At 65.1% G+C, this 12,719-nt stretch carries 10 protein-coding genes; 3 read left to right on the top strand and 7 right to left on the bottom strand.

From position 1 onward, the window contains the following. Positions 1–80: 80 nt before the first annotated feature. The 7 genes from mmaA4 to MSIMFI_RS01790 all read right to left on the bottom strand — a co-directional run bounded on the left by mmaA4 (position 81) and on the right by MSIMFI_RS01790 (position 6,967). The gene (gene mmaA4, locus MSIMFI_RS01820) at positions 81–977 is read right to left on the bottom strand and encodes a hydroxymycolate synthase MmaA4 (protein WP_191495915.1); all 897 of its coding nucleotides are present in this window, start codon (positions 975–977) and stop codon (positions 81–83) included. A gap of 108 nt (positions 978–1,085) precedes the next feature. Next, positions 1,086–1,967 carry a methoxy mycolic acid synthase MmaA3 gene (gene mmaA3 / locus MSIMFI_RS01815; protein ID WP_191495914.1) on the bottom strand — a complete coding sequence of 294 codons (882 nt, stop codon included), beginning with the start codon at positions 1,965–1,967 and terminating at the stop codon, positions 1,086–1,088. Positions 1,968–2,087: 120 nt separating this feature from the next. Beyond that, entirely contained in the window at positions 2,088–2,951 is an 864-nt protein-coding gene (mmaA2, locus tag MSIMFI_RS01810) for a cyclopropane mycolic acid synthase MmaA2 (RefSeq protein ID WP_191495913.1), read from the bottom strand. A 141-nt stretch (positions 2,952–3,092) separates the two neighbouring features. Beyond that, positions 3,093–3,953, bottom strand: a complete 861-nt coding sequence (mmaA1, locus tag MSIMFI_RS01805) for a mycolic acid methyltransferase MmaA1 (RefSeq protein WP_191495912.1) — start codon at positions 3,951–3,953, stop codon at positions 3,093–3,095. Positions 3,954–4,010: 57 nt separating this feature from the next. Beyond that, entirely contained in the window at positions 4,011–4,925 is a 915-nt protein-coding gene (locus MSIMFI_RS01800) for an alpha/beta fold hydrolase (RefSeq protein ID WP_191495911.1), read from the bottom strand. A 10-nt stretch (positions 4,926–4,935) separates the two neighbouring features. After that, the gene (locus tag MSIMFI_RS01795) at positions 4,936–6,282 is read right to left on the bottom strand and encodes an ABC1 kinase family protein (RefSeq protein WP_191495910.1); all 1,347 of its coding nucleotides are present in this window, start codon (positions 6,280–6,282) and stop codon (positions 4,936–4,938) included. Positions 6,283–6,445: 163 nt separating this feature from the next. Then, the gene (locus MSIMFI_RS01790; RefSeq protein WP_191495909.1) at positions 6,446–6,967 is read right to left on the bottom strand and encodes a DinB family protein; all 522 of its coding nucleotides are present in this window, start codon (positions 6,965–6,967) and stop codon (positions 6,446–6,448) included. 23 nt (positions 6,968–6,990) lie between these two features. Here MSIMFI_RS01790 and MSIMFI_RS01785 point away from each other — a divergent pair, with 23 nt between their 5' ends. From MSIMFI_RS01785 to MSIMFI_RS01775, 3 genes are read left to right on the top strand one after another with little or no spacing between them, the layout of a single operon-like run. Beyond that, entirely contained in the window at positions 6,991–11,166 is a 4,176-nt protein-coding gene (locus MSIMFI_RS01785) for a glycoside hydrolase family 38 N-terminal domain-containing protein (RefSeq protein ID WP_191495908.1), read from the top strand. After that, complete coding sequence (locus tag MSIMFI_RS01780; RefSeq protein WP_191495907.1) at positions 11,163–11,780, top strand: DUF7158 domain-containing protein; 618 nt, start codon at positions 11,163–11,165, stop codon at positions 11,778–11,780. The genes MSIMFI_RS01785 and MSIMFI_RS01780 overlap by 4 nt, the downstream gene beginning before the upstream one ends. Then, positions 11,780–12,682 (top strand): ROK family protein, encoded by a 903-nt coding sequence (locus MSIMFI_RS01775; protein WP_191495906.1) that lies wholly within the window; start codon positions 11,780–11,782, stop codon positions 12,680–12,682. Before MSIMFI_RS01780 ends, MSIMFI_RS01775 begins: the two co-directional genes overlap by 1 nt. The last annotated feature ends 37 nt before the right edge of the window (positions 12,683–12,719 follow it).

Raw genomic sequence — 12,719 nt, 5'->3', positions numbered from 1 at the left:
CCCGTAGTGAGCGGAACCTCGTGTTCCACTCTCTACTGTTTCGACGAACGACGTGCGAGCGATCCGACACTCGCCAAAAATTAGGCCGCGGCGCCAGGTTTGAGGTAGGTCACCAGGCTGCAGTCGAGCATCTCATCGGTGAAGTAGTGCTCGCAGCCGCGCAGATACTTCATGTAGCGGTTGAAGACTTCTTCAGAGGTGATCTCGATCGCCTTGTCCCGGTTGGATTCCAGCGCATCACCCCAGATGTGCAGCGTCTTGATGTAATGCGGGCGCAGCGAAAGCGGTTCGGGGACGATGAAACCCGCCTTTTCGCCATGCTCGACCATCATTTCGGTGGAAGGTAGACGGCCACCGGGAAAGATCTCGGTGATGATGAATTTGATGAAGCGCGCCGTCTCGAAGCTCAGTTTCTTGCCGCGCGCGGCCATGTCGAAAGGGTGGTAGCCGACGCTGCTTTGCACGGTCATTCGACCGTCCTCGGGCATGATGTTGAAGCACCGCTTGAAGAAGTCGTCATAATTCTCGTGTCCGAAGTGCTCGAAGGCCTCAATGGACACGATCCGGTCGACCGGGTCGGCGAAATCTTCCCAGCCTTGCAGTAGCACCCGTCGTGAGCGGTTGCTGTCGATCGAATCCAGCACCTGCTGGGAGCGGGCGTGCTGGTTTTTGGACAGCGTCAGGCCGATGACGTTGACGTCGAATCGTTCTACGGCGCGCCTCATGGTCGTGCCCCAACCACAGCCGATGTCGAGCAGTGTCATACCCGGCTTGAGATCCAGCTTGTCCAGATTGAGGTCGATCTTGGCGTACTGGGCTTCTTCGAGCGTGAGTTCCGGCGGCTCGAAGTAGGCGCAGCTGTAGGTGCGCGTCGGGTCCTGGAACAGGGCGAAGAAATCGTCGGAGACGTCGTAGTGCGCCTGGATGTCTTCGGAGCGCGTCCGCGTCGCCGTTTGAGTATTCGGTTTCTCAGCCATGTTCGTCTTGTTTCTCCTGGATAGTGTTCACTGCTTAGCCACAGTTGCGGAGAGCTCACTTATCGGCGCGCAAGGTCGTGCACCCGTACTCGCATGTGGCACGAAAGTCTACTTTGCCAGGGTGAACTGGTTGCAGTCGATGTAGCCGACCCGGAATGCCTTGGCGCAGCCGGTCAAGTACTTCATGTACCGGTCGTAGACCTCTTGGGACTGAATCGCGATGGCCTCGTCCCGGTGTGCCTCAAGGGCCTCGGCCCAAAAATCAAGCGTCCTCGCGAAGTCCAACTGCAGCGACTGGATGCGGGTCACGTTGAAACCCACCTTCGCCGAGTGTTCTTCGACGGTCTCGATCATCGGTAGCCGTCCGCCGGGGAAAATTTCGGTCACGATGAACCTGATGAACTTCGCCATCTCCATCGTCAACGGTATGCCGCGTTCCATGACCTGCTTTACATGTAACCCGGTGATCGCATGCAGCAGCATCACCCCGTCGGCGGGCATGGCCTCGTAGACGAATTTGAAGAAGTCGTCGTAGCGGTGGAAGCCAAAGTGCTCCAACGCTTCGATGGTGACGATCCGGTCGACGGGCTCGTTGAAATCTGCCCAGTCAGATAGCAGGACCCGGGCCGAACGGTTGGTGTCGACCCGGTCAAGCAGTTGCTGGCAGTAGGTGTGCTGGTTCTTCGACAGTGTCAAGCCAACGACGTTGACGTCGTATCTCTCGACGGCGCGCTTCATGATCGAGCCCCAGCCGCAGCCGATGTCGAGCAGGGTCATCCCCGGCTCGAGCCCCAGCTTGCCCAGCGTCAGATCCAGCTTGGCGATCTGCGCTTCTTCCAGGGTCATGTCGTCGCGCTCGAAGTACGCACAGCTGTAGGTGCGTGTCGGATCTACGAACAGCCCGAAGAATTCGTCGGAAAGGTCGTAATGGGCCTGGACGTCGTCCGAATTTGACCTCAGGCGCCCGGCGCGAGTTGAGGTATCAGCCATATGCCCTCCCGATCCGACCGGCACCCGCACGGGGTGACCATCCCCGGCACCCTACACGGGGCGGGGGATATCCCCCGCATTTGCACTCAAGGAGACCGGTATTTCTCGGCGCGATCACGACTACTTCTCGAGCGTGAACTGGTTGACGTCGATGTATCCGATGCGGAATGCGTTGGCACAGCCCGTCAGATACTTCATGTAACGCTCGTAGACCTCTTCGGACTGAATCTCGATGGCATCGTCCTTGCGGGCCTCCAGGGCCTCGGCCCACAGGTCGAGGGTCCGGGCATAGTGCGGCTGCAGCGACTGCCGGCGGGTCAGGGTGAACCCCGCCTTCGCGGAGTGCTCCTCGACCTTCTCGATCGACGGCAACCGCCCGCCAGGGAAGATTTCGGTAACGATGAACTTGATGAAGCGGGCCATCTCGAAGGTCATGGGCATGCCGCGCTCGACGATCTGCGGTCCGGTCAAGCCGGTGATCGTGTGCAGCAGCATCACCCCGTCAGCGGGCAAGATCTTGTGGGCGAGCGCGAAGAAGTCGTCGTAGCGATCGTGGCCGAAGTGCTCGAACGCCCCGATTGACACGATGCGGTCGACGGACTCGTCGAACTGTTCCCAACCTTTGAGCTCGACCCGTCTGGTTCGCGGCGTGTCCATCTCGTCGAACGTCTTTTGCGCGTGGGCGGCCTGGTTCTTGGACAGCGTCAGGCCGATTACGTTGACGTCATACTTCTCGATTGCCCGGCGCATGGTGGCGCCCCAGCCGCAGCCCACGTCGAGCAGTGTCATGCCGGGCTGCAGGCCCAGCTTGCCCAGCGCCAGGTCGATCTTGGCGATCTGGGCCTCTTCCAGAGTCATGTCGTCGCGCTCGAAGTACGCGCAACTATAGGTCTGGGTCGGGTCCAGAAACAGCCGGAAGAAGTCGTCGGACAAGTCGTAGTGCGCCTGCACGTCATCGAAGTGTGGAGTTAATTCTTCAGCCATGAGTTGTGATGCCCTTCCGAACTTCAAAGTGCGCCGGTGCACGACACCCAAATCCCCCATGCGATGCCCGGGCATGCTATCCGATTCAGCGGCTCACCACTAAGCCGCGACCGGGTTTGACCAGTTCAGGACCCTATAACGCTACTTCGTCAGGGTGAACTGAGCAACATTTATGAGGCCCCTGCGAAAGCGGTCGGCACACCCGGTCAGGTAGTGCATGAAGTTGTTGTAGATGTCTTCGGACTGCAGCGCGATCGCGCGTTCCCGCGCGGCCTCCAAGTTGGCGGCCCACATGTCCAGCGTCCGGGCGTAATGCTGCTGCAGTATCTGGGTCTGCTGCACCGAGAAGCCCGCGGCCTGAGCGTTGTCGACAATGTCGGGTTCGGAAGGCAACTCGCCGCCCGGGAAAATCGATTCCCGGAGGAACTTGAGGAACCGGATGTCGCTCATCGTCAGCGCAATGCCCTGCTCGTGTAACCACCGGCGGTCATAGGTGAACAAGCTGTGCAACAGCATCCGGCCGTCATCGGGGAGGATGTCGTACGAGCGCTCGAAGAATGCGGGGTACCGCTCCTTCTTGAACGCGTCGAACGCCTCGAAGCTGGCGATCCGGTCTACCTTCTCGTCGAACTCTTCCCAACCTTGCAGGCGTGCCTCGGCGCGCCGCTGTGTCGGGATCGCCGCCAACCGGTCTTTGCTGCGCTGGTAGTGATTTTTGCTAAGGGTAATGCCGATGACGTTGACGTCGTACTTCTCAACGGCCCGGACCACCGCCCCGCCCCATCCACAACCGACGTCGAGCAGTGTCATCCCCGGCTCTAGGTTGAGCTTGTCCAACGCCAAGTCCAACTTGGCGAGTTGCGCCTCCTCGAGGGTCATGTCGTCACGCTCGAAGTAGGCGCAGGTGTAAACCCAAGTGGGGTCGAGGAATAAGCCGAAGAAGTCGTCTGAAATGTCGTATGCCGATTGCGACTCTTCGTAATACGGTCTCAGTTCGGCCACTTGCCAACCTCCCACGTAGTACTTGTGCATAAGTCCTTGGCTCGCCTGGCCACAGGCTCAGCCCGCTTCGGCGAAATTGCTGTTCAGCTCGCCGATCACCCGATCCCAAACCTGACTGGGCAGATCATGACCCATACCGTCGACCAGAACCAATCGTGCGTTGTTGATGGCGCGGGCGACGGCGCGGCCCCCGAACGGACGCATCAACTTGTCGGCCCGCCCGTGGATCACCACAGTCGGGGCGACGATGCGCCGATCGTAGTGCAGCAGGCTGCCACTGCCCAAAATCGCGCTGAACTGCCGGGCCATCCCCCAAGGGTCGAAATTGCGGTCGTAGCACTCGGCGGCGTCGGCGCGGACTTGTTCGTCGGGTATCCGATAGCGCGGACTGCCGATGATCTTGTTGACGCGGACGGCGTTGTCGAGGATGACGTCGCGTGGTGAATCCGGCGGTGGGCCTTTGATGAGCGCCAACAGGGCACGTGGAGCCGGCGGCGGCAGGAACCTGTGATTGTTGCTGGAGAAGATGACGGCCAACGTTTTGGTCCGCTCGGCGAACTGCGCGGCGAAGATTTGGGCGATCATGCCGCCCATCGATGCCCCAACGATATGTGCCTGCTTGATTTCCAGGTGATCGAGCAGAGCCGCGGCGTCGTTGGCCATGTCTTCCAGCGTGTATGCCGCCTTACTGGGCAGACCGAGCCAGGAGCGGGCCAGCCGGGTGATCAGCGGCTGTCCAGAGCCCCGATGCTCAGTCTTGGTGGACAGGCCGACATCGCGGTTGTCGTAGCGGATGACACGCAGGCCCTCGCCGACCAGCTTTTTACAGAAGTCGGTCCGCCATAGCAGCATCTGGGCGCCCAGACCCATGATCAGCAGCACGGGCGGGTCGTCGAGGTCGCCCATGTCCTCGTAATACAGCTTGACCTGCCCAGATGGGCCTGATGCCGCCATGCCGCTGCGAATTTCCACCTAACCCTCTTTAGACTTCGATGTCTTCTTGATGCTCGCGGCTGACTTCGACCATGAAGTTGGCAAAGTACCCGGTCAGCTGTGGGTCGGACATCATCTGCCACTTCGGTGCCAGCAGTTTCATATACCGCTCGACGTAAAGGAATTGCTTGCCGATCAGCACCAGCTCGCGGGGCAGCTTGACGTCGTAGGCGTCGGCCAGCGCCGAGAGCTGACGACCGATGTCGGCGTAGGACATATCACCCAGCGTCTGCATGGTCAGCGGCGTGGCGAACTTCTCCAGGTCCTGGGCGGCCTGAGCCTCGGGCTTCATGGTCCCGACGGCGCCCATCAGCACGACGATCTTGCCCGCCGCGGCGTGGTCCTTCTTCACCAGCAGCGCGTAGACCAGCTCGCGCAGCAGCCAGCGGGTGCGGGGATCGATGCGGCCCATAATCCCGAAGTCGAAGAACACGATGCGGCCCTGGTCGTCGACGTAGAGGTTGCCCGCGTGTAGGTCGCCATGGAACAGCCCGTGCCGCAGACCGCCCTCGAACACCGAGAACAGCAGCGCCTTCACCAGCTCGACACCGTCGAAGCCGGCCTTGCGGATCGCGGCGGCATTGTCGATACGGATGCCGTGCACCCGTTCCATCGTCAGCACCCGCTCGGTGGTGAATTCCCAGTGCACGTCCGGAACCCGGATGTTCTTGCCCAACGGCGAGGCGTGCAGGTGCGACACCCAGGCCTCCATCGACTGCGCCTCGAGCCGGAAGTCCAGTTCCTCGGCGAGGTTGTCGGAGAAGTCGGCAACCACGTCTTGTGCAGACAGCCGGCGACCCAGCTTGGCCAGCTCGACGGCTTGGGCGAATCGCTTCAGGATCTGCAAGTCGGCGGCAACCCGACGACGGATGCCGGGCCGCTGGATCTTGACCACAACATCCTCGCCGCTGTGCAGGGTCGCGTAGTGCACCTGAGCAATGGACGCCGACGCGAACGGCTCCTCCTCGAACGAGGCGAACAATTTGGACGGCTCGTCGCCGAGTTCCTCGACGAAAAGCTTGTGTACCTCGTTGGTGTTGGCGGGTGGTACCCGGTCGAGCAGGCCGCGGAATTCGCGGGACAGCGCCTCGCCGAATGCGCCGGGGCTGGATGCGATGATCTGCCCGAACTTGACGTAGGTCGGCCCCAGGTCGGCAAAGGCCTGCGGGATTTCCTTGATCACTTTCTGCTGCCAAGGACCCTTCGACGGCAGCTTGGTGACGACGCGGCCGGTGGCGCGGGTGGCCTGCCAACCGGTGGCCACTACCCGGGCCGCTTCGACCGGCAACGGCACCCGGTCCAGCCTGGCCACGTCGCGGTGTTTGGTGGAACTCATCTGAGCAGTGTGCCAAATTGGGGCAGGCAATTCCCAATTCGCGTGAGCCCGCTCACGCGCTGCGTAATGGCGCCCGAACGCGCCGCGAACGTGCAACCACTGCGAAAATCCGCCCCGAATTTCGCGCTGATTACACGTTCGGCGGTGCGGCCAAACTAATTATTCAAGCCGCCCGGCTATGCAGGTAAAGGTCGCGCAGGCAAGCGATTTCGGCGCCGTGGTGGATCGCTTCTCGATTGATATGCAGTACCAGCGCGCTAAGCGGGTGCTCGGCGTAGGGCCCTTCGGACGGGCCGCAAGGGCGGTTCAGGTCGTCGGCGGACAGCGATCGCACACCGGCGATCCACGCCGCGTACGTCTCGTCGAGTTGTCTTAGCGCGGTGGCCGCGTCGGTGGCGTACTGCCAATTGAGGTAATCGGCGGGCGGTCCGCCGAAGTGGTGGTGGTTGCGCATCGCGAATACCCCGACGATGACGTGGGCCATGCGCCAGGCGATGGTGGTGAACGGCGCCGGGCTGGGCTCTGGAAATGCGAAGTCAACTGAGCCGTCCAAATGCACGGTCCAGCAGTTCGGCACTGGTTGCCAGAAGTATTCGTCGTCGGTCAGGCCGTTCAGGCGAGGGCGCAGATACTCGCTCCAGTGCCAGTCGAGCTGGTCGGCCATTTGTGTGGTGAAGTCCGCCATAATTCCGAGCGTAAGGTTCTGGCATGCAAGTGGCTTCGGTCGAGTCGACCGAACTGTTTGTTGGTCCGCCGGAGGCGCCAGTGCAGCTGGCGCGTGTCACCGTCGCCGCGTGCACCGAGCCCACGCCCATCCGCATCGACGGTGACGGCCTGCGCGGTGAGGCGATGGCCCTAGGGGAACACGCCGGCGACGAGATCGTCGAGGTTCCGGTCCGGGTCGACCACCCGAAGGTCTACCAGCGACGGGCTGCGCGGGTGCACGCCGGAGGCGGCAGCCTGCCGTTCGAGTTCACCGTGGCCGAGCCCGGGTGGACGATGTTCATGGTCAGCCACTTCCACTACGACCCGGTGTGGTGGAACACCCAGGGCGGCTACACCAGCCTGTGGACCGAAGATCCGCCGGGCCGAGCCCGGCAGGCCAACGGCTTCGCATTGGTGCACGCCCATCTGGAAATGGCACGCCGCGAACCCGAGTACAAGTTCGTGCTGGCCGAGGTGGATTACCTCAAGCCGTACTGGGACACCCACCCGCAGGACCGCGCCGACCTGCGCCGGTTTCTCGCCGAGGGCCGCGTCGAGGTGATGGGCGGCACTTACAACGAACCCAACACCAACCTCACCGGCCCGGAGACAACTATCCGAAACCTGGTGCACGGCATAGGGTTTCAGCGTCACGTGTTGGGCGCCGATCCGGCCACCGCATGGCAGCTCGACGTGTTCGGTCACGACCCGCAGTTTCCCGGGATGGCCGCCGACGCCGGCCTGACGTCGAGTTCCTGGGCACGCGGACCGCACCACCAATGGGGCCCAGGCCAAGGTGGTGATCTCGACCGCATGCAGTTCTGCAGCGAGTTCGAGTGGATTGCGCCGTCGGGCCGCGGCCTGCTCACCCACTACATGCCGGCGCATTATTCGGCGGGCTGGTGGATGGACTCGTCGACCTCGCTGCGGGAGGCGGAGGAGGCCACCTATGCGCTGTTCGATCAGCTCAAAAAGGTCGCGTTGACCCGCAATGTGCTGCTGCCGGTCGGCACCGACTACACGCCGCCGAACAAGTGGGTCACCGCGATCCACCGGGACTGGGGCGCGCGTTACACCTGGCCGAGATTCGTCTGCGGGCTGCCTCGGGAATTCTTCGCCGCGGTGCGTGCCGAATTGGCGCAGCGAGGCCAAGCGCCGTCGCCGCAGACGCGCGACATGAACCCGATCTACACCGGCAAGGACGTGTCCTACATCGACACCAAGCAAGCGAACCGGGCGGCCGAGAACGCCGTCCTGGACGCGGAGCGCTTCGCCGTGTTCGCCGCGCTGATGACCGGCGCCGACTATCCGCAGGCGGCGCTGGCCAAGGCGTGGGTGCAGCTGGCATACGGCGCACACCATGACGCCATCACCGGGTCGGAATCCGACCAGGTCTACCTCGATCTGCTGACCGGTTGGCGCGACGCGTGGGAGCTGGGCGGCGCGGTCCGCGACAACTCCCTGGCGTTGCTTTCCCGCGCGATCGGTGGCGACTTGGTGGTGTGGAATCCGCTGACACACCAGCGCAGCGATGTCGTCACCGCACGGCTTGACCCGCCGCTGACAGCCGGCGTCCGGGTGCTTGACCACGATGGCACCGAGATGCCGGCCCTCGTCGAACACGACGGGCGGTCGGTCACTTGGCTGGCGCGCGACGTGCCGTCGCTGGGCTGGCGCGCCTACCGGTTGGTCCCGGGTGGCGAATCGGCCTGCTGGGAGCCGATGCCTGGTTCGCGAATCGCCAACGACCACTACCGGCTGACCGTCGATCCGGCGCGCGGGGGAGCGGTGGCGTCGTTGATTCGGGACGGTCGCGAGCTGATCGCCGACGGCCGGGTGGGCAACGAGCTTGCGGTGTACGAGGAGTATCCCGCGCACCCGTCTCAGGGTGAAGGCCCGTGGCACCTACTGCCCAAGGGGCCGGTGGTCTGCTCATCGGAATCGCCGGCGCAGGTGCGGGCTTACCACGGCCCGCTCGGTCAGCGACTCGTGGTGCAGGGCCGGATCGGCATGTTGCTGCGCTACACCCAGAGCCTCACGCTGTGGCGCGGTATTGCACGGATGGACTGCCGCACGACTATCGACGAGTTCACTGGGGAAGACCGCCTATTGCGGCTGCGCTGGCCGTGTCCGGTGCCGGGGGCCATGCCGGTAAGTCAAGTGGGCGACGCCGTCATCGGGCGCGGTTTCGCGTTGCTGCACGACGGACTTGAATCGGTCGATACCGCGCAGCACCTGTGGACCTTGGATAACCCGGCCTACAGCTGGTTCGGGCTGTCCTCGGCCGCACGGGTGCGGGTTGGGGGCACGAGCGTGCGAGCTGTGTCTGTCGCGGAGGTGGTGTCGCCGGCCGAGGCGATGTCCGGCCCGCTGGCGCGCGACCTGATGGTCGCGCTGGTTCGCGCTGGCGTCACGGCCACCTGCAGCGGTGCCGACAAGCCGCGTTACGGCAACCTCGACGTCGACTCCAATCTGCCGGACATCCGGATCGCGCTGGGCGGGCCGACCCGCAACGCCTTCACCAAAGCGGTGCTGGCCGACGCGGACCCCGCGTACACGAACGAACTCGAGCGCCAGCTTGCCAAGACCGGCGCGGCCCGGGTCTGGGTGCCCGCGGCGAAGCCCTTGGCGCAGGCATGGGTACCCAGCGCGGACCTGCGTGCGCTGCGGGCACTGCCGGTCCTGGTGATCGACGGCCGGGACGACGAAGGCCTGCGCGCTGCCATCGCGGCGGTGGCCAAAGACCTAGGCGACGCCGAGATCGTCGTCACCCAGGCCGCCCAGCAGGCGCCGCCAGAGATGGAGCCTTTCGAAGCCCGCACGGTCGCGCTCCTCAACCGCGGGGTGCCCAGCTTCGCCGTCGACGTCGAGGGCACCCTGCACACCGCGCTGATGCGATCCTGCACCGGCTGGCCATCCGGCGTCTGGATCGACCAACCGCGCCGCACCGCGCCCGACGGCTCGAACTTCCAACTTCAGCACTGGACACACGTTTTCGATTACGCACTGGTCTGCGGCGACGGCGACTGGCGAGATGCCCAGATCTCGTCGCGCAGTGCCCAGTTCTCCCACCCGCTGATAGCGACGACTTCCCAGCCGTCAGAGGGCCTGCTGCCGCCGATTGGCTCGCTGTTGCATCTCGACCCCGTCGACGTGCACCTGGGCGCCCTCAAGGCGGCTGGCAACCCGCTAACGGCAGGCAGCGCACAGCCGGTCGACCCCGGCGCGGTGGCCCTGAGGTTGGTGGAAACCGTCGGGAACAGCGTCCGCGTCAACGTCGGTTCCGGGCTGGGCAAGCTGCGCGCAATCCGACTTGCCGACCTGCTGGAAAAGCCGGAACAGCGCAAACGAAAGGTCGACCTGCACGGCTACCAAGTAGCAACTGTGTTCGCCCGCCTCGAGATGCCCAAGGTGTTGGCCGCTGATGGCGCCGTGCTGGCCCCGGACGCCGAGACCGTTCAGCCGCTGTACGCGCGTTATTGGCTGCACAACCGCGGCCCCGCGCCGCTTGGTGGGCTGCCGGCCGTCGCCCACTTGCACCCCCAGCAGGCGCGTGCCGAGCCGGGTGCCGAGGTGATGTTGCGCCTCACCGCCGCAAGCGACTGCACCGATGCCGAGCTGGGAGGAACGGTCGAATTGGTGTGTCCCGACGGCTGGACGGTGGCCACCAGCGAATGGCCGTTCTCGCTGTGCACCGGTGAATACCTGGAAACCGACGTGTTGCTGGCGATTCCGGCCGACGTAGCAGTGGGGCTGTATCCGGTCCGCGCCCAGTTGCGGATCACCGACGGGTCGGTGCCGGCCGCCTGGCGACAGGTCGTCGAGGACGTGTGCGTGGTGGCGGTGGGGCCCGACCCCACCGAGCTCGTCTACCTCGTCGCCGGGCCCGCCGATATTGAGGTCAGGGCCGGCGACTCGGCCCGCCTGACCGCGACCATAGGCAGCCGCGCCCGGTCCGACCTTGCGCTGGAGGCGCACCTGATCAGCCCGTGGGGTACCTGGGAGTGGATCGGCCCGGCGGCGCTTGGCGCCGTCCTGCCCGCGCGCGGTACGGCCGAACTCGTCTTCGACGTGTCGCCCCCGCTGTGGCTGGAGCCCGGCCAGTGGTGGGCCCTGATACGGGTCGGCTGCGCCGGTCGGCTGGTCTACTCGCCGGCGGTGACGGTGGCCGTGACATGAGCCCGCACCTGGTTGCGACCGTGGCCGGCACCCCGATTGCCGTCGACGAGGTCGACGCGCTGGAAGCGCGGTTGCGCAGCGGCCCGCGAGCGGCCGCCCTGCCGGCAAGCGGCACCAGTGAGGGCCGACAACTGCGGCGCTGGCTCACGCAACTGATCGTGACCGAGCAGCTGGTCTCAGCCGAGGCGGCCGCACGCGGCCTCAACGCGTTTGACGCCCCGACCGAGGCCGAGCTGCTGCCCGACATGACGGCCCGGTTGGAGATCGGCAGCATCGCCGCGGCGGCGCTGGCCGATCCGTGCGCGCGGGCCCTATTTGCCGACGTCACCGCCGCGGTTCAGGTCTCCGACGAGGAGGTGACCGATTTCCACGCCCGTAACCCGCTGCGGTTCGCCGTGCCGCGTGCCGGCGGCCACGGATGGCGGGTGTCTGCCGACGTCGGTCCGCCGCTGGACCAGGTGCGGTTGGCGATCATCGAGCATCTGCGTGGTGCCGCGCGCCGGCGTACGTTTCGGACGTGGCTGGATGCGCGCCGGGCCGAATTGGTGCAACTAGCTCCGGGCTACGAGCACCCCGGCGACCCGCGTCAACCCGACAACACCCACCGGCACTGATGCTGACCCTCGGCATCGACATCGGCGGGACCAAGATCGCCGCCGGACTGATCGATCACGACGGCGCGCTGGTCTATAAGGCCACTCACCCCACCCCGGCAAGCAGCCGAGCCGAACAGGTCTGGGCGGCTGTCGCCGCAACGATCGCCGACGCGTTGCGCGCGGCAGATGGCGTGGTGCGTGCGGTGGGTATCGCTTCAGCCGGACCCGTCGATTTGGATAGCGGCACCGTCAGCCCAATCAACATCGGATGCTGGCACGGTTTTCCGCTGCGTGACAGGGTTGCTGCCGCGGTACCCGGCGTGCCGGTACGCCTGGGCGGTGACGGCGTGTGCATGGCACTCGGTGAGCACTGGACTGGGGCCGGACGGGGTGCGCGATTTCTGCTGGGCATGGTGGTGTCTACGGGGGTAGGCGGCGGATTGGTGCTCGACGGCACTCCGTATGACGGCCGCACCGGAAACGCTGGCCATGTCGGTCACGTGGTCGTTGACGCCGATGGCGATCGCTGCTCGTGCGGTGGCCGCGGCTGTGTCGAGACCGTCGCGGCCGGGCCGTCGATGGGGCGTTGGGCGCGGGCCAACGGTTGGACCGCGCCGACGGGCGCGGGCGCCAAGGAGCTGGCCGACGCGGCGGCCGGCGGGGATGCGTTGGCGCTGGCCGCGTTTCGCCGTGGGGCCAGCGCGTTGGCGGCGATGATCGCGTCGGTGGCCGCGGTGTGCGACCTCGACCTTGTCGTCGTCGGCGGGGGAGTGGCCATGTCCGGACCCCTGCTCTTCGATCCGCTGCGTGCCGCGCTGGCTGACTACGCCCGGCTGGACTTCCTGGCCGGCCTACGCGTGGTGCCGGCCGAGCTCGGCGGCGAGGCGGGTATGGTCGGCGCGGCCAAGCTCGCGGGCTGAATCGTTAGCGGGCCGGTTACGGCAGCCGCGGAGCCGT

It is taken from the genome of Mycobacterium simulans (assembly GCF_900232995.1).
GTDB classification, from domain to species: Bacteria; Actinomycetota; Actinomycetes; order Mycobacteriales; family Mycobacteriaceae; genus Mycobacterium; species Mycobacterium simulans.
Note: the sequence above shows the minus strand (reverse complement) of the source record. Positions and strands in the feature narration are given on the sequence as shown.

Excerpts from the sequence above, each read along its gene's own strand:
- mmaA4 (WP_191495915.1), bottom strand. The coding sequence starts at position 977 with ATGGCTGAGAAACCGAATACTCAAACGGCGACGCGGACGCGCTCCGAA.
- mmaA3 (WP_191495914.1), bottom strand. The coding sequence starts at position 1,967 with ATGGCTGATACCTCAACTCGCGCCGGGCGCCTGAGGTCAAATTCGGAC.
- mmaA2 (WP_191495913.1), bottom strand. The coding sequence starts at position 2,951 with ATGGCTGAAGAATTAACTCCACACTTCGATGACGTGCAGGCGCACTAC.
- MSIMFI_RS01795 (WP_191495910.1), bottom strand. The coding sequence starts at position 6,282 with ATGAGTTCCACCAAACACCGCGACGTGGCCAGGCTGGACCGGGTGCCG.
- MSIMFI_RS01790 (WP_191495909.1), bottom strand. The coding sequence starts at position 6,967 with ATGGCGGACTTCACCACACAAATGGCCGACCAGCTCGACTGGCACTGG.
- MSIMFI_RS01785 (WP_191495908.1), top strand. The coding sequence starts at position 6,991 with ATGCAAGTGGCTTCGGTCGAGTCGACCGAACTGTTTGTTGGTCCGCCG.
- MSIMFI_RS01780 (WP_191495907.1), top strand. The coding sequence starts at position 11,163 with ATGAGCCCGCACCTGGTTGCGACCGTGGCCGGCACCCCGATTGCCGTC.
- MSIMFI_RS01775 (WP_191495906.1), top strand. The coding sequence starts at position 11,780 with ATGCTGACCCTCGGCATCGACATCGGCGGGACCAAGATCGCCGCCGGA.